This is a genomic window from Paenibacillus etheri, assembly GCF_001012825.1.
GTDB classification, from domain to species: domain Bacteria; phylum Bacillota; class Bacilli; order Paenibacillales; family Paenibacillaceae; genus Paenibacillus_AQ; species Paenibacillus_AQ etheri.
On sequence record NZ_LCZJ02000034.1, the window covers coordinates 82,787 to 107,904 of the forward strand.

Consider the following 25,118-nt stretch of genomic DNA (forward strand, 5'->3'; position numbering starts at 1 on the left):
ACTCTCTGCAAGGACTGCTTCGCTATCCTCACCTTCGGCTCTTTATCGTGACTAAAGCTAAACCCAAGAAATTTCCGTCTCCATGGGCGGTCCACCGCACTCTTCGCTTGGTTCACCTTTAGTTTTAGTCTTGTCTCAATGAATATAGTAATGGATGCCTTCACTCGCTCTCCTGCTCTTGGTGTTTTCACATAGATGTTACAGTCGTCCGCATAACGAACGAAGCGGTGTCCACGTTTCTCGAGTTCCTTGTCGAGCTCGTCCAAAACGATGTTAGATAACAACGGACTGAGTGGACCTCCTTGCGGTGTCCCTTCTGTTGTCGGTTTTACTAACCCGTTCTCCATCACTCCTGACTGAAGATATTTTCGAATCAGCAGGAGAACTTTCTTGTCCTTCACTTTAGCCGAAATCTTCATCATCAGTCGGTCATGGTTGACGCGATCAAAGAATTTCTCCAAGTCCAGGTCAACGACGTATCGATAGCCTTCTTTCATGAATTCTCTAGCTTTCCTTACCGCCTCATGTCCTCGCCTTCCCGGACGAAATCCATAACTGTGGTCAGAAAACTCTGGATCAAATAATGGGGTTAGTACCTGAGCGATTGCTTGTTGAATCATTCGGTCTGTCACGGTAGGTATTCCTAATAACCTAACGCCTCCGCCACCGGGTTTCGGGATTTCGACTCGGCGCACGGGGCTCGGTTCATAGGTTCCTTCTTCTATCGCTTGCCGCAAGGTTTGCCAGTTTTGTACGATGTGTTCTCGTAAGGATTTTACGGACATCCCATCTACGCCATGACTTCCTTTATTCGCTTCAACACGCTTTAAGGCTTGCAGAAGATTTTCCCGTGACAACAGTTGCTCCAACATTTTTTTTACCTCTCTTTACGTGATTTGTATCTTCCTCTTGTGCCAGAGATGAATTCTGCCCTGCCGAAGCTCCTCACGGGATTCACCGCTTCCTTCTTCAGTCAGGTCCTTTCGGATTTTTTTTTTTTCTGCTTTCATTACTCATCTTGAACGCCTGGATGTACAAATACCTACTTCATGTTCAGCCCTTCCGCAGCTGTTGCAACAGCTTGCGTACTATGGCGTCTGCTGACTTCTGTGCGTTCAGCCTGCTCTCACAAGCAGGGTTACGAAGTGGCTTCGCCTACCGCACAGATCTCCCCAGGTAAGGACGCTATCTTCCTCTCCATCTATCTGCTTCATTTACTCTCGTATGCCTTTGACAGTATGGACTTTGGTTTGTTATGCAACCTCATCCAGCCTACGTTAGCCTTGTATGAAGTTCGCGTTCCTCAGACCGGAGATTTGCCGCCGGCTTCCTTCAGATTCCACCTCGCGGTGGACACCCTTGCCTTAGGCTAATGGCTACTACTGCCTTCGCCATTCGGGACTTCAACCCTATAGATAGCGCCCATGCTGGGCGCACATAGTAAAAAGAGCCCTCCTTCTATTGAAGAAGAGCTCTTCTATATCTTCAAAAATCCAATCAGAATTTATTTAGTCAGGGATTGAATATCCACAAAAGGAGTGGCTCCTCCTGTTACAGACGGCAGCACGCCATTCCATTTTTCTAACGCTTTCTCTTGGACCTCTATTTGCTTCAGCTGCACCAGTTCAGGGGTAACCTCCTGCTTCTTAAGCCTTAAAGATTCGGCTTCGGCTTGAGCCTGTGCGATCTTTTGCTTCGCTTCGATTTCAATCCTCCGGAGATCATTTTCGGCCTTCAGCGCCTGCTGCTGGGCGACCTGTTTCGCTTCAATCGACTGGTTGAACGCTTCCGAGAATTTAAAGTTAACGATGTTAATATCGTTGACGATAAGGTCATATTTTGCCAGCCTGGCAGTTAAATGCTCACTAATCTCACTCGACACTACATCACGACGCGTAATCAAATCTTCTGCTGGATATTTTGCCGTCACTTCCTTGACGATTTCCTGAATGGCCGGATTGATAATTACATTATCAAAATTACCTCCGATATTGTTCATCAGATTAAAGGCGGAAGTCTTATTTACGGAATAATTCACCGCCACATGTGTGGACACAGGCTGAAGATCTTTTGAAGAAGCTGAAGTATCGGTCTCCGCCTTCGTTACCTGCGTATTGACCTGAATCACCGTCTGGATAAACGGAATTTTAAAATGAATACCGGGTGACAATGTATTGTCATTTAATTTGCCAAAGGTTTTGTATAAACCTACATGCCCATATTCTACAGATACAAAAGAGTTCGCGCCAATCAACAATACAATGAGGACTGCTGCAACACCGCTAACTATTTTTCCCGGACGCAGCTGTTTCAATTTCGGATTCATTTGCATATTCATCCAATACCCCTCCTAGATTATGGATAATCTTTTAAGCTTAACCGTCTATACGGAGGTTTGGGGTAAATGGTCGCAGGAAATATTTCAGCACAGCAACATTCCAGCGGTAAATGTAGGCACTCATCGGATTTCCATGTGCGGCTCCCCCTCAATAGATCCATCCTGATCAACATCCAGCTCCTTGGAATGTCCGGTATATATCTGGAGCAATCCCGAGGGATTACCGCTATAAATGGCATACAAAAAACCCGCATCAAATGCGGGTTTGAGAGGAAAGTTTCAAGAACCTAGCAGTTCACGCGCCAATAGTCGGTAAACCTCTAGCCGTTTCTCCTGTGAGTGTGGGATGCTGCATATCATTGCTTCCTGGAAGCCATATTGTGCTTGTTCTTCTTGCAAGCGGACAGCGATATCTTTAACCGCTCCAACCAAATGAATCTTACGCCCTTCCATGATTGCCATCCGGTCAATTTCCGATAACGATATGTTCTGAGCTTCTTCTGGTGTCAGCACCTGAGTAATCCTGCCCTTGCTCATCATCAAACGGAAAATATCCTGAGGTAATGCCTCATACTCGGCTTCTTCCTTCGTTTCTGCTGTGGTCACCATATAGGATACACTAATCTCAGGTTTGTCCATGAAGATAGAAGGCTGGTAGTTATTCCGATATTGATCCAAGATCTCATTACTCATCGCACCATTAAAAAATTGCGCAAAAGAGTATCCGACTCCCATCTGTGCTGCTTTTCGCGCACTGTTGCCGCTTGAGCCTAACAACCATACTTCAGGGAGCGCCACCTTCGTTGGAGCAGCGAGATTTTTGGCATATAGCTCATCTTCTGGAATCTGATCACTAAGTAGCTGCATGGTAATGCCAAGCTTGTCATACATATTATGCAGCATTAACTCGCGGCCTTCAGACAGAGCGTACATGGCGCTTGTATCGCCACCAGGAGCTCGTCCCACACCGAAATCAATTCTCCCCGGGGAAAAGGCACTTAACGTTTTAAATACTTCCGCCAGCTTAAGTGGAGAATAATGCATCATCATTACACCGCCGGTGCCGATTCGAATACGGTTGGTCTTGGCGGCTAAACGGGCTGCCGTTACTTCTGGAGCTGAGCTAGCAAATGTATTTCCGCCATGGTGCTCTGCCATCCACATTCTGCTATATCCCAGCTCATCTGCTAAAATAGCCAGTTCTTCTGCTTTATTCAGGGCACCTTCCACTGTGTTACCGCTTGTCACAGGTGCCTGATCCAATACGCTTAATCTCATGCGAATACATCCCTTCTTTGGTTAAATGACCATTTTATTGCTGACCCATTCCTCTAAGGCTGCAATCTTATCTTTAAAGCGTTCACCACGCATTTCCTCCGACAACGAAGCAATAGTCTCCCGCTTTAATACAGCTTTCCAGGAGGATTCAGCTTCTTCCATCAGATTCGTTAACAGGCAGCAGCTGTCTTCTTTTTCTAAATCCAACATGTCTACCAGAATACCATTGGATGAATACAGCGACTGCTGTCCCTCCACCGCGAGGTAAACGTCATATACACGAATATCTTCAGGTCTCTTCTTTAATTTAAAACCGCCTTTAATGCCAGGAACAGACGTGATGATGTCTGCGGTTACCAGCTTTCTTAGCAGTTTCTGAAAATAGGTTGCCGATGCTCCGAGCTGTTGGCTAATCGCTTCTCCAGACAGCACCGCCTTATCTGGCAGCATGTTGAGCAGAACCAGTGCATACACTGACTGTTCTACCCCTGTTTTCATATGCATGTACAGCACCTCGATTTAAGTAAATAGCTTGATCAAACTGGAGATTCCATTATCCGCGTATAAAGCGGATAAACAATATCCACTTTATATTTTATATCAGTTTGCACCGAAAGTAAAATCTTGCTCATCTTCTATTACAGTTAATATCTGCTATAAAAAAAAGATCACGCATATAGCGCAATCTTTTTTCAGGGTATCCGTTATTTTTCTTATATGTCCTACTGTAATGATAATCCCACCCGCTGAACCAGCTGTGAGCTCTGATCATTAAGTCCGGTAATGGTGACTTTTTTGCCATGCCCGGCGTATTTGCTCATCGTCTTCGCTATGGCATGGACTGCGGATTGGTCCCACACATGGGAGTGTGAAAAATCGATAATAATATGATCCGGATCGCTATCGTAGGCGAATTCATGAATGAAGTGGCTTGTCGTGCCGAAGAACAGCTGGCCGGAAACCGCATATGTTTTGGAAGAGGTTGCTTCCTGAACAGTTAGGCGGATCGAAGCTATTTTCCAAGCAAACGTTAAAGCACTTAGCAGAACCCCAAACAAAACCCCAATAGAAAGGTTGTCCGTAGCCACCACGGTGACCACCGTCACAATCATAACCAGCGCATCGCTTAGCGGAACACGGGGTAGAGATTTAAGCGAGCCCCATTCAAAGGTGCTGATACAGACCATTATCATTACACCAACGAGGGCGCCCATCGGGATCTGCTTCACCACATCGCCAAGTACGATAATTAGAAACAATAAAAAGATCCCTGACACAAACGTGGACAGACGCGTGCGCCCTCCTGACTTCATGTTAACCATCGACTGGCCAATCATTGCACAGCCTGCCATCCCTCCGAAAAAACCAGTGACTACATTGGCAAGCCCCTGTCCCTTCGCCTCTCTGTTCTTATCACTACCTGTGCCCGTAATATCGTCTATTAAGGTGGCTGTCATCAGTGATTCCAATAACCCAACTACGGCGAGAGATAGCGAATACGGTAAAATAATAAGAAAAGTATCCAGTGTCAACGGGATCTGCGGGAGATGGAACAGTGGCAATGTCGCTGTAATATTGCCCATATCGCCAACAGTTCTCACGTCTAGATGAAGAGTTATACTAAGGAATGAAACAATAACAATCGCTACAAGTGCTGAAGGTACGGCTTTGATAAACCGAGGAACCGTGTAGATAATAAGCAATGTCAGAGCTACCAGGCCATACATCACCCAGCCTTGTCCCTTAAAATGGGTAAGCTGCGCCATAAAAATAAGAATCGCCAGCGCGTTAACAAACCCCGTCATAACCGGCTGCGGCAAAAACGTGATAAATCGCCCCAGCTTCAACATGCCCATCAATATCTGAAACACACCAGCCAATACAGTTGCTGCGAACAGATACTCTATTCCGTGTTCTAGTACGAGACTCCCGACTAACAGAGCCATGGCCCCAGTAGCTGCCGAGATCATTCCGGGTCTGCCTCCGGCAAGTGCAGTTACAATAGCAATGCAAAAAGAGGCATATAAACCAACCATCGGGCTTACTCCCGCAAGGATCGAAAAAGCGATCGCTTCAGGAATCAGCGCAACGGCCACGGTCATCCCCGATAAAATATCGGTTCGAGTGTTAGAAAACCACCCATTATTTAAGGTAAGCTGCTTCAAAATCTAATTTCCTCCTGTGACTATTAAAATGTGTGGACCTTTTTTCAGAAAAGACCCGGGGCCGGTGCAACGCTAATGTTACTTATTGTACTCGCCCCACCTTCACCTTCACAAAAAGATTAATTAGACTTGTAAGCGCTTATTCACCTCATTTTCTAGCGAATCCTTAAAATATCTTTCAAATTCTATATTTCTAGATTACCGGTACAATCCGGAAGCTTTCACTTCATTAAAGAAGGTGTTAAATTCATCAATGTTCAGCTGCTGAGCGGCATCAGACAATGCGGTTGCAGGATCAGGATGAACTTCCACCATAATACCGTCAGCTCCAGCTGCGAGTGCGGCTTTCGCACATGGAATAAGAATGTCTTTGCGGCCTGTCGAGTGCGTTACATCAACCAATACTGGCAAATGGCATTCCTGTTTGAGAATTGGCACTGCTGAGATATCAAGCGTGTTGCGGGTCGCTTTTTCATAGGTACGAATTCCACGTTCAATCAACATGATCTGTGTATTACCACGAGACATGATGTATTCCGCTGCATGGATGAATTCATCGAGTGTGGCAGCCAATCCGCGTTTCAGTAGCACTGGCTTATTGACTTCTCCGACCGCTTTTAGCAGCTCGAAATTGTGCATGTTCCGTGCACCGATTTGAATAATATCTACATAATCTAAGGACTCTTCAATATGTCTTGGATCTACAATTTCACTGATGGTCAGCAGGCCATAATCATTTGCTGCTTCACGTAATATTCTTAGGCCGTCCATACCTAGACCTTGGAAGTCATAAGGGGAAGTCCGCGGCTTGAAAGCACCTCCACGCATAACACGTACGCCAGCTTTTTGCAGAGCTGCAGCTACGGTGCGGGTCTGTAGTTCGCTCTCCACGGAGCAAGGACCAGCTACCATCAGTGAAGAAGAACCGCCAACAGTCACATCTCCCGGCAAGACAATCACTGTATCTTCTTTGTGACTCTTACGTGCTACTAGTAAAGTCTTTTTATGTTCATCGGATTGTAAGTCCAGAGATGCTGAAAAAATTTGTTTGAAGAGGCTGCGGATAGTCCCGTTAGTGAAAGGTCCTTTGTTACTCGCTACGAGCTGATCTAGCATTTTCTTTTCACGTTCTGGATCGAATTTAGGCACACCTTGCTTTTCTTTAACTACTCCAATCTCCTGCACAATTTTAGCCCGCTCGGAGATCAGCTCCAGCAATTGCCCATTAATTTCATCCAGACGACCTCTAAGAACATCCAATTCCACGTTACTCATTACCCTTCCACTCCCTCTTCTTATTTATAATTTGAAACGCAAAAAGGCCCCCCGTCGCAAGGGACGAGGAGCCGTGGTACCACCCTTATTTAGAATTAACCCGAATACTAGCACAAAGGAATAGATTATCATGTTCCCCTGACTAAGAATTAATTCTGTCTTTCACCCGGTAACGCGGGGCGCGGGCCTCCCTACTCATACCTGTCACGACCTGTGACAAACTACTTCAGGGGCCGACTCGGAAGTGAACTTCGGCATTAATCGTCTCATGAGGGTGCTCTCAGTCTCCGGCACGCCTTCCCTGTTAAGATCCGCTATAATGCTTACTCTCTTCGTCATAGTCCTTATTTATGTCAGCGCGTCTTCTGCGCTGGTTTCTGCTATCTTAATCAAAAAATGTTTCCGATGCAAGATAATAATGGAACGCTGAGTAGCTTTAACGTATTAAAATAACATGAGCTAGAATTGTTCTTATAACAACTCGCTTGAATAGGCTTTGAAATATGAAATAACCCATATCCATACTATTCTAGTACCGCTTTAAAGGTTCCAACCCCTTTCTAGGTACGAAGTTGACAGTGATATTTTGATTGTTTACAATTAAATCATTGAAAATATTTCCTATTTTTATTCACTGGCAGCTTTAGCATTTACAATACATAACTGAAGGGATGTAGTAGCATGAGCATTTATCCATATACAGCACGCAGTATTCGTGGAAAAGAGATCGAACTAGAGGAATACAAAGGTAAAGTACTTTTGATTGTGAATACGGCAAGTAAGTGTGGCTTTACCCACCAATACTCCGACCTGCAGAAGCTCTATGAGCGATACGAAGATCGCGGCTTCCAAATTCTCGGTTTCCCTTCTAACCAATTTGGGGAGCAGGAGCCTGGCAGCAATGAAGAAGTAAATGTTTTTTGCCAAATCAACTACGGCGTTACGTTCCCTCTCTTTGAGAAGGTTGAAGTAAAGGGTGAAAATAAGCATCCACTCTTCACTCACCTTACAAAGCAGGCCGGATTTGAAGGCTTCGACATGAACCATTCTTCAGGAAAACTGCTCCAAAGCATGCTTGAGAGCAAAGATCCGGAAGCACTGAACAATGACGAAATCAAATGGAACTTTACTAAATTTCTAATTGATCGCGAAGGCAATGTAGTTACAAGATTCGAATCGACTGTGGATCCGCTGGATATTGAGCCAGCGATCGAAGCACTGCTATAGATTTTTTTAGATATATACCGAACTAATGATATTAGCTTAAAGCACAGTAGTCACTGCGGTGAATAATTGGACTTCCGGCCGCTGTTGTCCCCAGACTTCTTGATTGAAACCGCTCTTCGCGGTGGAAATCCCGGGACAAAGGCCTATATAGATTGAATTTCTATACAGCAATAAGCCGCCCAGACTCCAACTCTGGGCGGCTTTTTCATGTACGGTACTGCTCGGTAAATACTTCAAAATAAGGGGTCGTGTCTCTTTCAGCCATCGAGCCGTTAGCGCCCGGACCCCAGCCGATCTCAGCCCGCCAGCTCCCTAACAACCCCGTCTGGATTAACGCCTCCTCACTTACACCGATCAGCTGATCTGCCTGTGGCGCTACATAAAGTGCATCTACAGGGCAATAAGCTTCACACATAAAACAAGTCTGGCAATCTTCCTGACGCGCAAGAACCGGAATCTTCCCCTGCATTTCGAATACGTTTGTCGGACATACTTTCGTGCACAGTTTACAACCCACGCAGCGTTCCACGCTGATTAGTTCGATCATATCGCCTGCCCCTCCTTTAGTAGATTCAGTTCATGAGCATGGGGCACAGCCTCGGTACCGATGCTTATTTGCTCTATACCGGATACAATCAGCCGGTGGGTTTGACGCGGATCAAGCTCCGGATATTCCGCGAGCTTTTGCAGGCCGCGCGTCTCCTTCCGGGCAAGCGCGGCGGTGTACATCCATCTGCCAACCGCGAGCATCGCCGCGGCTTCACGCGCTTGCACGATGCCCTGTACGGTGGCGGAAACCCGCCCGTTCAAGAAGGGCATCAAAGCATTCAGCCGCTTCAAGGCTGAAGAAATACCCGGTTCGCTGCGGAAATAATTAATCTGCAGCGGTAAGATTTCACGCTGGATCGCCGCGACTAGCGGCTTCACCTCCAGCGTTTCCGAGGTGTCGGCGCCAGCCGCCAGCCCGTAGCGTCCCGCTGCGGTCAGGTTGCGGCTGTTCGCCTGCCCCCGGCAGGACCGCGCATGCTGCGCGGCTCCCTGGCCTGCCCAGCTTCCGCTGCATATAGCCCAGGAAGCGTTATAAGCCCCGCCGCCGGAGATAGCGCCGGTCACTTTCTCTCGAGATGCGGCATCTCCGGCCGCATAAAGTCCAGGCACGGTCGTCCGGCAGTCTGTGCCGCTCAACCGCAAACCTCCAGTGCCGCGCATCGTTCCCTCATAGCGCAGGGTGAGCGGGAATTTCTGCTTAAATGCATCAATCCCCGCCCGCTCCAGCGGCATAAAGAATATCGGATGCGCTTTTCGCAGAAAGTCCTGTTTCTCCGCTGTATCTGCCAGATCCAGCGAAGCATAAACCGGCCCCTTGAGCATCATTTCAGGGATGCTGCCAAAGGTCCGATCCCCTTTATGCAGCGGATGACCGTCCGCATCATAAAGTGTGGCCCAAGCCAGCATACGACCACGTGTTACGGTTCCGTCCGCAAAACTCGGCGCATATTGGCGGCTGAATTCCATGCCCGACAGATCGGCTCCCACTTCGGCGGACATCAGCAGCCCTTCGCCTGTCAGTACGTTGCAACCAAGACCTTTGCTGAGAAAGGCACAGCCTCCGGTTGCCATCACAACGGCATTAGCCTTCACTTCCCAAGACGCTCCTGTCAGACGGTTGATCCCGCGTGCCCCGCCAACCCCATGTTTATCATTAAGAAGCTCCAACGCTGGCGACTGATCGAGGATGGTGACCCCCGCTTTGCGGACAACTCTTCGCATAATCCGCATGTATTCTGGTCCATGCAGATGTGTGCGCATTGAGTTTCCAGCCTCATCTTTTGGAAAAGGATAGCCCCACTGCTCAACTAGAGCCAGATTCAGCTCTACCTGATCCAGAACTCGGTGAATCCAAGCATTCTCCGACAAATATCCACCGGATTTTAGTCTGGATTGAACCGCCTGCTCTCGCAATTCGGCAATCGGAGGAATAACGAGCAGCGTTGTACCGCCTGGAGCAGTGGCGCCGCTTGTGCCCAAGTAGCCCTTATCTGCCAGAACTACCTGAACACCTTGCGACGCTGCACTCCATGCCGCCCAAGCTCCTGCGGGACCTCCGCCAAGCACGAGCACATCCACTGTCATTTCCTTCTTAAGCTGCGACATATCTTTTCCTCCCAAGTATTTGCGCTTTCCAAGCATCATTATTTCAGCTGCCAATCACCAATATTGAAGTCTTTTTTCGCTAATTTTTCTTCGACAAGAAAGTTCTTGGTACCCTCCAGCAGCTTGGTTCCTTCGTCTGTGAATGCGGTATCCTTGATATCGCTGATTGGATTTACTTGCTTCGCCAACTCAGGTGTTGTATCTCCGATTTCGGCCAGAAATTGATAATATTCATCCTCGTGCTGCTTCAAATCCGCCAAGGCTTTCTCACGAGCTTCGTTCCACACCTTCGGAAAGTCTGGGAATTTCGCCAGATATTCCTCAGACACGACAGTTGCACTAGTGCCAAGCAGGTTCGGGTGCTTCGAGGCATCGTCTAAGTGAGTGTAGCCTTGGTCAATTAACTTCAGCGCAGGAACACCCAAGTTAGTCGTAGCATCTACATCTCCACGAGCCAAAGCTGCGGTAGCATCCGGAATGAGCATATGCACGAGTTTGTAGTCAGTTACATCTTCCTCCTGAAGTAATCCAACGACATAGCGGTGCATGAAGGAGCCTTTTTGAATGGCTATAGTCTTCCCTTGCAGATCTTTCACCGTCTTAGATCCATCCTTCTTACCGATTAAATAACCGATAGTGTTGGCTGAAGATTGTGAAATCAGACGTGTCTTGGCGCCAGAAGCATAAGCAATAATAGCAGGGGTATCCCCAAGGCTGCCGATATCCAGCCGACCACTAATTAAGGATTCTGTCTGATCTGGTCCGTTTGGAAAACCCGTAAGCTTCACTTCAGTAATGCCATGTTTCTTCAGCTCTTCTTGAATAATCCCCTTATAAAAGCCCCAGCCCTCCGCGCCACCTGGCATATTCAGCTTATTGGAGCCGATAAAGCCGAAGTTCAGTACCGCAGGAACGTTACTTGTTGCCTCGCCCCCAGATTTCTCTGTATTAGAGCCACCGGATGCAGATGCCCCATTGCCCCCAGCGTTATTTCCGCAAGCCTGAAGCACCAGCATGACCATCATAATCGTAGTTAAAAGCGCAAAGCGTATCCTTTTAGATCGTGTCCCTTGACTCTCTCTGTACGCTTGTTCCATTTGTTTCTCCCCCTCGGTTTATGTTATTTATCTAAATTTGCATCAAGATCAGAACCCTGCCCTCGACGCCAATTTGTACATAAAGTCATGACTTGCTACCGGCTGTCTGCCTTTGCCCCAGCCTACCTTTTCACGATAACCACCAAGTAGCCCCTGCGCTTTAAGCCCTGCCTCTGTCACCCCGATCACTTTCTCTGAATCTGGTGCAACGTAGAGAGCATCCACAGGACAATACAGCTCAGACATAAAACATGTCTGGCAATCGCTCTGCCGGGCAATAACAGGAATGCCATCCTCTACCCGTTCGAAGACATTAGTCGGGCAGACGGATACACATTGGTTGCACTCTACACATCTGGCAGCGCTGATCACCTCAATCACGATAGAACACCCTCCTTGGCCACGGCTTCTGTCTTTACCCATACCTGATCCAATCCACCGCTAATCAAGCGATGATGCTGACCCTGATCCGTTCCTTTAAAGTCCTCACGCTTATGCATGCCCCTCGTCTCCGTACGGGCAAGCGCAGAATTGTACATCCAGCGGGCGGTTGCAGTCATGGCTTCTGCTTCACGCGCTTTAACCCCTTCAGGTGTACGCTGAATCTCACGGCTGCGCTGTTCTTTCCACAGTTCATCCAGACGACCTAATGAAGAGGTCAGCCCTTTGTCCGTACGAAATAAATTAATGTCATACGGCTTCACTTCAGCCTGCACAGCAGATACAACCTCTGTCGTTTGAGCTGCCACTCCAGGCTTCACTTCTTGGTGAACCAGTGGGGAAGACGATAAGCCAACTGGATTACGGTGTATTGCATGTGCCCCAAGGCTCTGCGCATAGACAGCAGCCCCTTCTCCTGCAAAAGAGCCGGATGACATAGCCCAAGCCGCATTATGGCTGCCACCACCAGTAAATCCCCCGCAAATCAGCTCACGGGTAGCTGCATCTCCTGCCGCATAAAGTCCAGGAACACCTGTGCCACAGCTTTCGTCTATGATATGAATACCACCCGTCCCACGGACCGTTCCTTCAAGACGAAGCGTAACCGGAAAAGCATCCTTGAAAGGATCGATCCCTTGTCGATCAAAGGGGAGGAAAAAGTTCGTCTGCGCCACCCGCAGCAGCGGTCTTAAATCCTCGGGCGCTCCATCCAGCTTGGCGTACACCTGATTGCCTGCTAGTAGATTCCGAGCGATGACTGAACGCCCTTTCTTGGAACCTGCACCTTCCACAATACTCCCATCCTCATAATAAAAGCTGGCATAACTGTAGTACGCCGTCTTAGTCACCGATGAGAACGTAGGGCAAATCGCGTAGGCATTAGAGAACTCCATACCTGACAGATTCGCACCAGCCTCAGCAGCGAATAAATAGCCATCACCAGTAAGCACGTTGCAGCCAAGCGCCTTACTTAGGAAAGCACACCCACCAGTAGCAATCACAACAGCTCCTGCTTGAACCGTCCAGGTTTCCCCACTCTGTGTATGGACTCCAGCCGCTCCGGCTACGCCATGCTCATCCGCAAGGAGCTCCATGGCTGGGCTATGATCTAAAATTTTAACGCCCGCCTTTTTCACCAGCTTACGCATTAATTTCATATATTCCGGTCCCTGAAGACTCTTACGAAACTGATTACCCTGCTCATCTACAGGGAATGGATATCCTGAAACGCCAAGTTTGTTCATATTGGCATAGGTACGGTCTAGCACTCGGTCCATCCAGCGGGATTCAGCCAGCTGACCGCCCAATATATAACGGCTTGCCTTAGCTTCCTCCCGGAGCTTTTCATCCGGCTTGACATACCAGACCCCTGTTCCCGACGGCGCAGTTGCACCACTCGAACCGCAATAGCCTTTATCTGCGAGGATTACTTTGGCTCCCTTTGCTGAGGCTGTAAGGGCTGCCCATGTTCCTGCCGGTCCTCCACCTATAACGAGCACATCCGCCACCAAATTCAACGATCCTTTTTGTACCGATCCACTCATATGTTCAAGACCTCCTCAGTTTGTTTACCCTTCGTAACTGTCGCGCCAGAACAGGAACCTTCGTTCAATGATCCGGAATAAGGAATCTATCAGCTTACCAACAATAGCGAAAATAATAATCCCTACGAATACAATCTCTGTATTAGAGTTCTGCTTCGCCTCATTGATCAGGAATCCGATTCCGGACTGTGATCCAATGAGTTCAGCTACAACAAGACCAATCCATGCGACAGCCAATGACAGCCGTAAACCTAACAAAATCCCGGGTAATGCTGCCGGTAATATTAGCCTCCGCAGCTTCTGGTAAGGGCTAAAGCCTAACACCCGGGACACCTCAAACAGCTTATTGTCCACATTGCGGATGCCCATAAACGTATTAATATAGAGTGGAAAAAATGAACCTGTCAAAATGATCACTACTTTGGACATCTCCCCAAAACCGAACCACAAAATAATCAGTGGAGCTATAGCTAGATGTGGGACAAGCCGCAACACTTGTACGCTAGGATCGAGCACATATTCCACACTGCGAAACAAACCAGTCAGTACTCCGAATAGAAGGCCTAGAACACCTCCGATAAGAAACCCAATTCCCGCTCTCCCCATACTGACACCTAGATGATGTGTTAATTCACCAGTAATCAATAGGTCTGTAAAAGCTCTGGCGATCGACAATGGAGTCGGCAGAAACTGCGCAGAGATCAGTCCGGTACTTCCTGCCAGCTGCCAAAGGAAGATCGTCACCACTGGAATGATAGCGCCCGTTCCCCAATCCGACAGCAGGGATTTCCATGCTATAGCTGCTGCGGATTTCTTCGATTTCTTTATCGGTAACGGAGCAGCATCACTGCTATCTAGCGAATCTCTTACCCTTGTAGTGTTTTTAAAAATAGCTTCTACTCCATCGCTCATGGTCCATCCCCCTTTCGTTTCATGCGCGTATCCGTTTATCCACGATAGTTGTCCTGCCATCTCAGCAACCGCCGTTCAATGTAACGAACAATAGAATCACTCACCAATCCTGCAATGGCAAAAATAATAATTCCTACGAAGACCACAGGTGTATCCGCAAATTGACGCGCGTCCGACATCATATACCCAATGCCTGAAGTGGAAGCAATCAGCTCAGCCACTACCAGACCTAACCAAGAAAGCCCTAAGGAAAGGCGCACTCCGAGAATAATGTTCGGCAGCGCCGCTGGAAGTACTAACCTTACAACCTGCTTAATAGGGCTGAATCCAAGCACTCGAGAAACTTCAAACAGCTTATTATCCACGCCGCGAATGCCCATGAACGTATTAATATAAAGAGGGAAAAATGCTCCCTTAGCAATCAATAACACCTTCGACTCCTCACCGATCCCGAACCATAAGATGAACAACGGCACTACCGCCAAACTCGGTATCATGCGAATCATTTGCAGAGATGGATCTAGCAGCTTCTCAGATCTGCGGAACAGTCCAACGAGAATGCCTAACAGAAGACCAAGTCCGCCACCGAGCAGGAATCCGGAAAGGGCTCTGACCAAGCTGATCCTAAAGTTCGGCCATAAATCCCCTGAAGCGGCCAAGGTTACAAATGATTCCGCAATCGTATACGGTGTCGGGAACAGCATCTCTGAGATTTCTCCATAGTGTCCAAGGGTCTGCCACAGAATCAGCACAGTTCCCGGCAGCAGAAGGCCCAGTCCTAATGTTGTTACCTTTCCGGGGCGTCCGGAAGTTCTTACGGCCATAGCCTGATTTGTCATGCTCTGCCCCCACCTTTTTTAGCTTTTCAATCTCTTTAAATAACAAAAAGAGACCCTCGAATATTGAACAATTCCGGAGGTCTCCATTGATATGGTCGACATATTTATATTCCTGCCCCATCTATAAGTTCAAGCTCATCTACTTTTTCAAAATAATTCAATACCTTCAGGCGTAGCTCTTGAAAGGAAGACGTTGTTTTTTTTCGTGGATAAGGTAAATCAACCGGCACAATCTTACGTATTTTCCCGGGGCGCGGTTCTAGAATCACTACCCGATTGCCTAGGAATACAGCCTCATCAATATCATGCGTTACAAAAATCATGGTTGTTTTGTTAGCACGCCAAATGTCCAGCAGTACCGTCTGCATATGTGCTCTAGTGAAAGCATCCAGTGCACCAAACGGTTCATCCAGCAGCAGGATTTTGGGATTTCGTAGTAGTGCACGGGCTATCGCCACCCGTTGGGCCATCCCACCCGATAGCTCCCGGGGATAGGATTTCTCAAATCCATTTAACTTGACGAGATTAATCAACTCATCGACCTTACGTCTAATTTCCTTGTTGCCTAGCGGCAAATCGGAAGCGATATTCTTCTCTACGGTGAGCCAAGGAAAGAGACGATGCTCTTGAAAAATAAACCCCTTATCGATTCCGGGACCCCCGATCTCCGTCCCTCCTAAGGTAACGCTCCCCGTATAGCCATTGTCCAAACCGGCCACGATGCGCAGCAGCGTGCTTTTACCACAACCACTGGGACCGATCACTGTAATGAATTCCCCCTCTTGCACATGGAGATCAACATTATACAGTGCCTGAACATGCCCTCCGGTAGACTCAAAACGTTTATTTAGATTTGAAATAGATAGCAATGCTTCTTCCACCGTGACCCCTCCTTCTAGTTTGAGTCAAGTATAAACACCTTCGGCGTCCTTATATTCACAAAAAAAAACAGAAGTACTGCGCTTTTACATTCGCAATACCTCTGTAGGAACAGTCGGTAAATTTATTCAAAGTAAATCAATTGGAATTATAATATTTAAAATATCATCCATTTGAAAAGCTGTCAACAATAAAACTTATTTCAGACACACTTGTTCACATCAGATATCTTAAATATAAATATATGCTTGAGATCACAATGGACAGTAGCATTAAAGGGAAGCCCACCTTCAAGTACTTCATGAACGAAATCGGGTAGCCCTCTTTTCCAGCTAGACCAGCAACGATCAGATTGGCACTTGCACCTATCAATGTCCCGTTGCCACCCAAGCAAGCACCCAAGGCCAAACTCCACCAGAGGGGCTCCAAATTAGTGATCCCCATCTGCCCCATCTCCTGAATCAAAGGAATCATCGTTGCTACAAAAGGGATATTATCAAGAAACGCAGAAGCAATTGCACTGACCCATAAGATCATCATCGAGCTCATAAGCACATCCCCACCAGTTAAATCAATCGCTTTGGCAGCCAGCTCCGCGATGACACCTGTCTCGACGAGTCCTGATACCAAAACAAACAGTCCGATAAAAAAGAAGATCGTAATCCATTCCACGCTGTGAAAAGCTTTTTCCAGCATGTGTTCTCCTCCGGTTAATAAGAGCAGTAAAAAAGCCCCTGCTAAGGCAACCGTCGCTGACTCCAAATGTAACGCCTGATGTAAAAAGAAGCCCGTAATCGTAATTCCAAGTACAATCAAACATTTTCGCAGCAGCTTATGATCTGTAATCATTGCCTTCTCATCCATGTCCATGATGCTCTGCTGCAATTCCGGTGTAGATTTAATTTGCTTACTAAACATCAGTAGTAAAAGCGGGATATACGCTAACATAATGATGATAATCACGGGTGCCAGATTGTTGATAAAAGACATAAACGTTAGCTCTTTCACAGCACTGCCAATCATAATATTAGGCGGATCTCCGATCAATGTTGCCGTTCCGCCGACGTTTGATGCAATAATTTGTGACATCAAAAAAGGCAGCGGATTTATGCGCAGTTGCCTTGTAATACTGAAGGTAACGGGTACCATTAGCAGCACTGTTGTAACATTGTCCAAGAAAGCTGAAGCGAGTGCAGTAATAACAAACAAGGCAATCAGTATCCGTCTAGGCTTTCCTTTCGCTAACTTAGCTGATTTCACAGCCGCATATTTAAAGAGTCCTGTCTCAGCAGTAATCCCTACAATCATCATCATCCCTACAAGTAGTCCAAGAGTATTAAAATCAATATGATGCAGTGCCGTCTCCTGATCTACAATGCCCATCGCCACCATAACAATAGCGCCTAACATCGCTAAGATTGTACGGTGAATTTTCTCAGAAATAATCAGTCCATAAATCAGTAGAAAAATACCTATCGCCCAAATCGCTTGCTGTTCCATGATATCCCCCGGTCCTTCTCTTTAATTTCGTTAATGTATAACCTACTCATTATATAACCTATTTATCATAAAATAGATTTTTTTTTCGCACTGGGATTTTAGAGTCCAATTCAAAGAAAACGACCCCACCGAATATTCTTCGGCGAGCCGCTTAGGTGTTAAATATTATTTCATCTTTAGAGCCTGAGGCTCCTTGAAAGCAGTTAACTTTCCTTTGCTCTGCACAATGATCATACCGCTTTCCAGCAAGGTTGGTCCAAATACTCTATCCGATGTTTTGAGCTGCACAATCGGTTTTGCGGAAATCAAATCTATCGCGATTAATTTGCCGTCAGTCTGGGCTACATACATGCCATGTCCGAGCAGATCAAAGCGGGCAATTGGATTGCTGATTCCACTGTACTGGAACACAGATTTATTAGAGATTTTAACGCCATAGATGCTCTGTTCGTTGCTGAAGAGGATTCTTCCGTCGTAAGGCCCCGCCGCGTAGGACAGCTTAGCTCCAATAGACGCGAAGGAATAATTATCTCGTGTTACGGTAGCAGGATCAACATTGACTGGGTAGCCAAACACTCCTTTTTGTCCCCCAATATATATTCTATCCCCAATGATCCAGGCTCTACCTCCGCTAGTCATATATTCTTCATTTGGTGCCGGATTATTAGGGTCTATATTATTAGGGTTATACTCTACAGACTTTACAAGCTTACCTTTCTTCACATCCAGATGATCCAGTGTCGTCAGAGGAAGAAGATCTACTAAGGTTGCTTCCCGTTGTGAGATAAGCGTACTACTATCTGCTGCAATGGGAAGACTATGATTACCACTATTCCAAAGCTCCTTACCCGTTGTTCGATCAAACGCATGCAAGATGTTATACGTATAAGCTCCAGATACTGAGTTTTGAGCTAATACTAGATCCCCCTCAACCATGAACGGTTCAAACAGCTGCTCGCCAAAATCATCGCGCCACTGCAACTTGCCATCCTTCAGACTGTAGGCCTCGATATCACCATTGGCGGCAAATAGCTGATCTTTATCAATAACCAATTGGGTGGAACCTTTACTATTCGCTGATGAGCTCCATTTATTTTTACCAGTAGCTGCATTAACTGCATAGATTGTACCCGCTTCCGAAGTCACATAAGTCACACCGTCTTGATACAGAAGCGGCATCTTTAATTTAGAACCGTATTTCCACGCTACTTTACCGGTCTGAACGTTAATAGCTAACAGTTGGCCCTTTTGAAGTATAAAAGCCTTACCTGCGCCGACTGCAACGACTCCCTTATTACTCATGAGGTAATCCGTCGGTACATTTTCTAAAGCTGGTACATCCATTGTGGTTGACCACTCAACCTTTGCAGCAGGCAGGTTTGCATAATAATCATCAATATTCGAACCTATATACGAGGTGTGTGAATCAACCGCAGCAACTTGTACCGGATTTACCATAAGCAATACCCCTAAACCAATAACCGCAGTACGAAGATATGATTTCAACAATATTCCTCTCACCACCACACGCCTCCTGTTATTAATGCCTCCATTGGATAGATTCTCAAAATTAAATATAATACTATTGACGAGCATGTTGTAAAAACATGGATTATTATTCCTCATTTTGCCATTAGTAAAAGCAGAAATCAAAACATTTACTCATAAACTTACAATTTGTAAGTCATTGTGTTATAATAATCACATTCTTCCATAAACGAACAAGCTTTATCAAATATATAAATAACAAGGGGTTTGCGATCATGAGTAACGAGGTAAACACAGCACCAGCATCCGATTTTGAATTCGGTATCTACACCCTAGGAGACATAGTAGCTGATTGTCATACCGGTGATAAGATCAGCCCGAAACAACGGTTGGACGAAGTTATAGCTGCGGCCAAGTTGGCGGATGAGGCGGGGCTTGATGTGTTCGGTGTAGGTGAGCATCACCGACTTGATTTTGCGATATCTTCGGTTCCAGTCGTTCTGGCAGCCATCTCTCAGGTTACCCGTAGAATTAAGCTGACGAGCGCCACTACCGTATTAAGTACCATTGATCCCGTCCGTGTGTTCGAGGATTTCGCCACACTTGATTTATTGTCGAATGGCCGTGCAGAGATTATTGCTGGACGTGGGGCTTTTGTGGAATCTTTTCCACTCTTCGGGTATGAACTTGAAGACTATCATCGACTATTCGCCGAGAATATCAATCTGCTTCTCGAGCTTAATAAGCATGAAATTATGAACTGGGAGGGTTCCTTCCGTTCATCCCTGAAGGATTCTGAGATTGCTCCACGCCCTCTTCAACAAAGCCTTCCGGTATGGATTGGCGTAGGAGGTTCTCCTGAAAGCGCGGAGAAAGCTGGCGTACTCGGAACTGGAATGGCCATCGCCATTCTTAGCGGTAGTCCAGAACCCTTCCAAGAGCTTGCCGCAACTTATCGACGCGCTGGAATTCAGGCTGGGCATGCACCTGAAGCTTTAAAGATTGCGATTACTAGCCATGGCTACATTGCCGAAACCTCACAGCAGGCGCTCGATGAATATTATCCTTACTACTATAGTTATCGTAATTCCATCAGCCCAAAACCTGGACAAGAATACAAAGTCTCTCATGACGACTTTGGGCAATATGTATCTCCTGATAACACAATGGCTGTGGGTAGCCCGCAGCAAATTATCGAAAAAATTCTCTATCAGCATGAGCTATTCGGCCATAGCCGCTTTATGACTCAGCTCGACATCGGCGGCCTTCCTTACGCCAAGGTAGCTAAGGCTATTGAACTATTGGCAACAGAGGTTGCCCCTGTCGTACGACGCGAGATTGCCAAGAAGAGCAACCGATAAAACTGAAGGCTGTCCCAGTAAGCAAAGCAGCGCTTCTCCCGTTCGTGGAGAAGCGCTGCTTTGTGTTTTGCTTCATTGTGACTTGCTGCAGCACGTTATGTAGAGCATCTTCACAAGGCTGCGTTGATCCCAATTTCGTGCTAAATATAGATATTCTCTCGATTTTCAGGGAGCTTTACCCTAATTACTCTAAAAAAAGAAGCTGCCCATAAGTAGATCACTACTTTTGAGACAGCCACTTATGCTTGTTACGCAAAGGATGGTTTATTATTGTCTACCTTCCCGCTAATAAGCTTCTTATATTCATCATCTCCGCCATCTAAAGAAGGCGCAGTATAAATTTGTGCTGAAGCTGGTTGTTGAGCGGAATGACTCGACCCTGTTTTGCTTGTGGTACTCTTATTATCTTCTGCACTCCTGCTTCCACCACTTGCAGAGCGGAGAACAGCACCCGATAAGTTGTTAATACCCTTTATTCGCTTCATGCTGAATCCTCCCCTACTAAATGATTGATGGTACGGAATAAATCCTGATTATTCCCAACTACCGCCTTAAGATTATCCGCAGATAATCCATCACTCCCTGAAAAGTGTACGGAAAGAACATACTTCTTACCTAGAGGATAGCATAGGATATATACCTCCGCAACTTCCGTGCGTTGAAAAAAAGTCCATTTGCTCGATAAAAATGCATCAACCACACTAGGCTGCTTCTCATTTCCTTTCGTTACAGTCAAAGAATAGGAGTGACCACGCCCGACATTCCCACCCACCTGAACAAGCTGTTCCTTCTCTTGAGCCTGCCAGATTGCAGCACCGATCACTCGACAATGCTTCGGAGGTAAAAAGGAATTGCGGATCGCCTCACTGAGTGCGTGATACTTCTCTCCATCCTCAGAGATAGCCACATTACTATTATATTGCCAAAAAAAATGAAGGATACTTTCTTTCCGCCTTAATTCCATCTTTAGCTGCTCTAAATCTTTCACCGGGTCACGGAATCTCCCAAGCCCCTGAACACTATCAATAATCTTACCACAGCTCACATCCACAGCAGCCGTAGGATTATCATGATGCATCTCATACTCTAAAGCTGTAATTCCCGACAGATCGGACAACAGATGATATTCTTCAACATTCTCTCCAGGGATTAAATCGCCGCGGGCTGTCACCTGATCCGGCACTAAGCAAAAGACGCGATTACGCCGTAATCTAGCCCAAAACAAACCCATTTCAAACCCTGTATTATCACGAGTAACATAATAAAATTTACCGCGTATTTTGGCAACATCATCTGGTGAGAACACAAATACGGCAAAATCGCTCTCATCCAAATTTCTCTCCAGTGCCTCCATCGTGTATTCATTCGCGCGAAAGGCATTGGCATACCAAGGATGTACTTCAGCATCCCTCTTCAGCTGCTCATGAATCGCTCTTGCATAACGTATGGATTCCCTGGAAGATCCAATGAATAGCTTTGGTTTATTCACGGCAGCACTCCTTCATCCTTCCCGATATGTAATAATTATACAAGTGTTTAGACCACCGGAATAGAGGCCAAGTTCTCAAAAATATCTAAAAACATTATTCTAAACCTCGTAAAGTGGGTAAAAAATTACGACTACTTTGAAAAAGCGAGGATACTATGAATAAAATGATAGGTGTCACATTGCTCACAGCTTGCCTTTTGGGTATAGCAGCGCCACAGTCTGCTGAAGCCAAAACATCAGCGGGGAGTTATACCGCTCAGGTATACGCGAACTCTTTAAATGTACGCAATGAGCCGGCGAAGAATGCAACTGTTGTAGGATCTATTAAGAACGGAGCAAGGGTAACTGTGACCGATGAGCAGCATGGGTGGCTAAAGGTTAAGACCGGGAACACTTCTGGTTGGGTAGCTGGCTATTACCTTAAAAAGGTGAACAATAGCGCTAAGCAAACTGGCGCTTCTGGATCATCTTTTTCTTCCAAAGCCAGCACTACTTCCTCCACCTCAACCAGCGCTTCGGGTAGCACCACTAAGGCTACAGTTACGGCAGATTCATTGCGCATCCGAAGCGGTCCAGGAACACAATATAAGGTACTCGGGTCTTTAAAGGCTAAGGATACCGTCGCTCTCCTCCTTCGTCAGAATGATTGGATACGAATTCGGACAGCTAGCGGTGAGATCGGTTGGGTCGCGGCACAATATATCCGAACTGGAGCCACGCCAAGCAGCACAAGCACTACAAGCACCGTTTCGCGCACTGGTAATTTACGAGGAAAATTAATCGTCGTAGATCCCGGTCATGGAGGCAGTGATCCGGGGATGCTCGGCACTACATATAACACCATGGAAAAGGATTTGAATCTGCATACCGCACTTTATCTCCGCGATGCCCTTTTAGCTAAAGGTGCACGGGTCGAGATGACACGTACCCGGGGGGATCAGAAACCTACACTTGCTAGGCGGGTTCAGATGAGTGAGGCTCTGCGTGCAGATGCTTTTGTAAGCATTCATTATAATTCCTCTCCGAAAAAAGTTTCCGGGACACTGACCTTCTTTTACTCCGAATCTGATGATCTTAAGCTGGCACGGGCAATTGAATCCCGGCTGGGACAAGGTATCGGTCTAAAGAGTAACGGGTTGTCCTTTGGCGATTATCACATCCTGAGGGAGAATCGAATTCCAGCTACCTTAGTTGAACTCGGATTCCTTACCAATCCTACAGATGAGTCTATGGTCCGCAAATCCTCTTATCAGAAAAAAGCTGCTAAAGCGATCGCCGATGGTGTAGCAGATTATTTTAAATAAAACAGGATCCGTCAAGAATAAAAGCCCGACCCAAGGTATCCTCCAAGTCTGACCTGAGGAGATCCGTGAGCCAGGCTTTTTAACTGCCTGCTTATACAAATATTTGATATACCAAAAATAAGTTTAACGATACAACGAGACCGGAGATGATCCACCCAAGAGCAGCTGTCATCTTACGATTCACTAACCCGCCCATAATCTGACGATTACTTGTAAACATAACCAGTGGTACCAGGGCAAATGCAATCCCAAAGGACAAGATCACCTGACTGATAACGAGCGCCTTCGTTGGATTTACACCAAAGCCAATGATAGCCAAAGGTGGAATAATCGTAATCGCACGGCGTAAGTACAGGTTAATTCTTTTGTTGATGAAGCCTTGCATCACCACATCACCAGCCATAGTTCCTACCGATGAGCTCGATAATCCCGCGATGAGTAATCCTAAGCCAAACGAGATCGCCGTTACCGGTCCAGCTAAATGGCTAAATTGCTGAAACGCAACATCCAAGTCCTCAACCACGAGACCATTTTTGAAAAACAATGCCGCGGAGACAATAACCATCGCCAGATTAACCGCGCCTGCAATAATCATCGCAATAATAATATCTATGAATTCCAATTTAAAGATCTGTTTCTTCTCCGCTTCATTCACCCCTACGATGCGGTTCTGAGTAAGTGATGAATGTAAATAAATCGCATGCGGCATCACTGTAGCGCCTAGAATTCCTGCGGCCAAAAGGATGCTGTCCACCCCTTCAAACTTAGGTGTGAACATGCCTACAGCAACCGCGCCCATATCCGGTTTAGCTACAATAACTTGAAAGGCGAATGCTAAAACGACGATAAGAATCATTGCAGCAATTCCGGCCTCAAGTGAGCGGTATCCCCGGCGCTGAAGCTCTAAGATAGCAAAAGAACCAACGGCAGTAATCATTGCTGCAGGCAGCATAGGGATATCAAACAATAGATAAAGTCCTAATGCTGCCCCGATAAACTCCGCCAGATCCGTAGCTATTATCACCAGTTCACTTTGAATCCATAAGAAGATCGATACACTCTTCGGGAAACGATCATGAGCAATCTCCGGCAGGTTCTTCCCGGTAGCAATACCAAGCTTGGCCGACAATGCCTGAATAAGAACAGCCATTAAGTTCGAGGCCACAATTACCCATAATAAGAGATAGCCGTATTTTGAACCCGCCGTAATGTTGGTCGCAAAATTACCCGGATCCAGATAAGCAACCGCAGCGATAAACGCTGGACCTAAAAATGGGAGTAATCTTTTAATTCCTTTGGTCTCCCCATTAAGAACGGCTTGCGCTGAAATGGAGTTCTTATGTTGTTTTATATGTGGTGTTTCTACTAAAGTTTGTTCTAGCATGTTAATTCCTCCTCTTGCCCGAAAAAGTTGTCTATATACACGAAAGTTTCCTCTGTGCAACTTATATTTAAAGTATATGCTCATTTCTGAAAAATGTAAATATGTTTCATGAGAAATTTTCATTTGCTTGCACACTACTGATCGACAAAAAAACCGGACGACATCAGGAATTACCCGATCTTCGCCCGGCTTAAGCCAATTACTTCTAATTTCTTATGTTGTGAGACTTTGAATATCCCTTCTCATTTGTTCATTCTGTATTTTCAGCTCATTCAATTCTTTCTGAAGCTCCTGATAGTCAGGTGACGCTTGCTTTCTCGACCCATGACCATGACCGTGTCCGTGTTTCCCACCCAGTCCGAACATCATAAATAACATCATTAAAGGGCAGATCAATGTGATTAACCAAGACCAATTCATAGCTTAACCTCCTAGAATTTCAT

The 25,118-nt window shown here is 46.4% G+C and carries 24 protein-coding genes; 4 read left to right on the forward strand and 20 right to left on the reverse strand.

What is annotated here, in order from left to right; genetic code table 11:
- Nucleotides 1-872: group II intron reverse transcriptase/maturase (ltrA, locus tag UQ64_RS22920; RefSeq protein WP_060625804.1), on the reverse strand; the 872-nt coding region annotated here is incomplete at its 3' end.
- Between the two features lie 177 nt (nucleotides 873-1,049).
- On the opposite strand from ltrA, the gene UQ64_RS30335 reads away from it, so the two are divergent.
- A complete protein-coding gene (locus UQ64_RS30335; protein WP_209445868.1) occupies nucleotides 1,050-1,373 on the forward strand; it encodes a hypothetical protein in 324 nt (107 codons plus the stop codon).
- A gap of 131 nt (nucleotides 1,374-1,504) precedes the next feature.
- On the opposite strand, the gene UQ64_RS22925 is transcribed toward UQ64_RS30335, so the two are convergent.
- The 5 genes from UQ64_RS22925 to UQ64_RS22950 all read right to left on the reverse strand — a co-directional run bounded on the left by UQ64_RS22925 (nucleotide 1,505) and on the right by UQ64_RS22950 (nucleotide 7,056).
- The gene (locus UQ64_RS22925; protein ID WP_082651281.1) at nucleotides 1,505-2,338 is read right to left on the reverse strand and encodes a prohibitin family protein; all 834 of its coding nucleotides are present in this window, start codon (nucleotides 2,336-2,338) and stop codon (nucleotides 1,505-1,507) included.
- A gap of 279 nt (nucleotides 2,339-2,617) precedes the next feature.
- Nucleotides 2,618-3,616, reverse strand: a complete 999-nt coding sequence (locus tag UQ64_RS22935) for an LLM class flavin-dependent oxidoreductase (RefSeq protein WP_060625751.1) — start codon at nucleotides 3,614-3,616, stop codon at nucleotides 2,618-2,620.
- Nucleotides 3,617-3,637: 21 nt separating this feature from the next.
- Nucleotides 3,638-4,120: an RrF2 family transcriptional regulator gene (locus tag UQ64_RS22940; protein ID WP_060625752.1), complete on the reverse strand. Its 483-nt coding sequence runs from the start codon at nucleotides 4,118-4,120 to the stop codon at nucleotides 3,638-3,640.
- A gap of 218 nt (nucleotides 4,121-4,338) precedes the next feature.
- Nucleotides 4,339-5,784 (reverse strand): SulP family inorganic anion transporter, encoded by a 1,446-nt coding sequence (locus tag UQ64_RS22945; protein WP_060625753.1) that lies wholly within the window; start codon nucleotides 5,782-5,784, stop codon nucleotides 4,339-4,341.
- A 195-nt stretch (nucleotides 5,785-5,979) separates the two neighbouring features.
- Entirely contained in the window at nucleotides 5,980-7,056 is a 1,077-nt protein-coding gene (locus UQ64_RS22950) for a bifunctional 3-deoxy-7-phosphoheptulonate synthase/chorismate mutase (RefSeq protein ID WP_060625754.1), read from the reverse strand.
- Between the two features lie 681 nt (nucleotides 7,057-7,737).
- Here UQ64_RS22950 and UQ64_RS22955 point away from each other — a divergent pair.
- Entirely contained in the window at nucleotides 7,738-8,283 is a 546-nt protein-coding gene (locus UQ64_RS22955; RefSeq protein WP_060625755.1) for a glutathione peroxidase, read from the forward strand.
- Nucleotides 8,284-8,488: 205 nt separating this feature from the next.
- Here the strand turns inward: UQ64_RS22955 and UQ64_RS22960 are convergent, their stop codons facing one another.
- From UQ64_RS22960 to UQ64_RS23005, 10 genes are all read right to left on the reverse strand, one after another.
- Nucleotides 8,489-8,830, reverse strand: a complete 342-nt coding sequence (locus tag UQ64_RS22960) for a 4Fe-4S binding protein (protein WP_060625756.1) — start codon at nucleotides 8,828-8,830, stop codon at nucleotides 8,489-8,491.
- On the reverse strand, nucleotides 8,827-10,437 hold the full coding sequence (locus UQ64_RS22965) for an FAD-binding protein (protein ID WP_060625757.1): 1,611 nt from the start codon (nucleotides 10,435-10,437) through the stop codon (nucleotides 8,827-8,829). The genes UQ64_RS22960 and UQ64_RS22965 overlap by 4 nt, the downstream gene beginning before the upstream one ends.
- A gap of 38 nt (nucleotides 10,438-10,475) precedes the next feature.
- Complete coding sequence (locus tag UQ64_RS22970) at nucleotides 10,476-11,534, reverse strand: ABC transporter substrate-binding protein (protein ID WP_060625758.1); 1,059 nt, start codon at nucleotides 11,532-11,534, stop codon at nucleotides 10,476-10,478.
- A 48-nt stretch (nucleotides 11,535-11,582) separates the two neighbouring features.
- Complete coding sequence (locus UQ64_RS22975) at nucleotides 11,583-11,915, reverse strand: 4Fe-4S dicluster domain-containing protein (RefSeq protein WP_060625759.1); 333 nt, start codon at nucleotides 11,913-11,915, stop codon at nucleotides 11,583-11,585.
- Nucleotides 11,912-13,519, reverse strand: coding sequence for an FAD-dependent oxidoreductase (locus tag UQ64_RS22980; protein WP_060625760.1), 1,608 nt, complete (start codon nucleotides 13,517-13,519; stop codon nucleotides 11,912-11,914). Before UQ64_RS22980 ends, UQ64_RS22975 begins: the two co-directional genes overlap by 4 nt.
- 24 nt (nucleotides 13,520-13,543) lie before the next feature.
- Nucleotides 13,544-14,431 (reverse strand): ABC transporter permease, encoded by an 888-nt coding sequence (locus UQ64_RS22985; protein ID WP_060625761.1) that lies wholly within the window; start codon nucleotides 14,429-14,431, stop codon nucleotides 13,544-13,546.
- 35 nt (nucleotides 14,432-14,466) lie between these two features.
- On the reverse strand, nucleotides 14,467-15,270 hold the full coding sequence (locus UQ64_RS22990) for an ABC transporter permease (RefSeq protein ID WP_060625762.1): 804 nt from the start codon (nucleotides 15,268-15,270) through the stop codon (nucleotides 14,467-14,469).
- 104 nt (nucleotides 15,271-15,374) lie between these two features.
- Nucleotides 15,375-16,151, reverse strand: coding sequence for an ABC transporter ATP-binding protein (locus UQ64_RS22995; protein WP_060625763.1), 777 nt, complete (start codon nucleotides 16,149-16,151; stop codon nucleotides 15,375-15,377).
- Between the two features lie 214 nt (nucleotides 16,152-16,365).
- Nucleotides 16,366-17,649 carry an ArsB/NhaD family transporter gene (locus UQ64_RS23000; RefSeq protein WP_060625764.1) on the reverse strand — a complete coding sequence of 428 codons (1,284 nt, stop codon included), beginning with the start codon at nucleotides 17,647-17,649 and terminating at the stop codon, nucleotides 16,366-16,368.
- A gap of 165 nt (nucleotides 17,650-17,814) precedes the next feature.
- Nucleotides 17,815-19,170: a PQQ-binding-like beta-propeller repeat protein gene (locus tag UQ64_RS23005; protein WP_060625765.1), complete on the reverse strand. Its 1,356-nt coding sequence runs from the start codon at nucleotides 19,168-19,170 to the stop codon at nucleotides 17,815-17,817.
- Between the two features lie 242 nt (nucleotides 19,171-19,412).
- On the opposite strand from UQ64_RS23005, the gene UQ64_RS23010 reads away from it, so the two are divergent.
- Entirely contained in the window at nucleotides 19,413-20,498 is a 1,086-nt protein-coding gene (locus UQ64_RS23010) for an LLM class flavin-dependent oxidoreductase (protein WP_060625766.1), read from the forward strand.
- A gap of 248 nt (nucleotides 20,499-20,746) precedes the next feature.
- Here UQ64_RS23010 and UQ64_RS23015 read toward each other — a convergent pair whose 3' ends face one another.
- Both UQ64_RS23015 and UQ64_RS23020 read right to left on the reverse strand, forming a co-directional pair.
- Nucleotides 20,747-20,983, reverse strand: a complete 237-nt coding sequence (locus UQ64_RS23015; protein WP_060625767.1) for a hypothetical protein — start codon at nucleotides 20,981-20,983, stop codon at nucleotides 20,747-20,749.
- Nucleotides 20,980-21,987, reverse strand: a complete 1,008-nt coding sequence (locus UQ64_RS23020) for a TIR domain-containing protein (RefSeq protein ID WP_060625768.1) — start codon at nucleotides 21,985-21,987, stop codon at nucleotides 20,980-20,982. Before UQ64_RS23020 ends, UQ64_RS23015 begins: the two co-directional genes overlap by 4 nt.
- Before the next feature lie 155 nt (nucleotides 21,988-22,142).
- Between UQ64_RS23020 and UQ64_RS23025 the strand changes: the two genes are divergently transcribed.
- The gene (locus tag UQ64_RS23025) at nucleotides 22,143-23,291 is read left to right on the forward strand and encodes an N-acetylmuramoyl-L-alanine amidase family protein (protein WP_060625769.1); all 1,149 of its coding nucleotides are present in this window, start codon (nucleotides 22,143-22,145) and stop codon (nucleotides 23,289-23,291) included.
- 91 nt (nucleotides 23,292-23,382) lie between these two features.
- Here the strand turns inward: UQ64_RS23025 and UQ64_RS23030 are convergent, their stop codons facing one another.
- Nucleotides 23,383-24,675: an Nramp family divalent metal transporter gene (locus UQ64_RS23030; protein WP_060625770.1), complete on the reverse strand. Its 1,293-nt coding sequence runs from the start codon at nucleotides 24,673-24,675 to the stop codon at nucleotides 23,383-23,385.
- 213 nt (nucleotides 24,676-24,888) lie between these two features.
- Entirely contained in the window at nucleotides 24,889-25,095 is a 207-nt protein-coding gene (locus UQ64_RS23035) for a DUF2933 domain-containing protein (RefSeq protein WP_060625771.1), read from the reverse strand.
- Nucleotides 25,096-25,118: the final 23 nt, after the last annotated feature.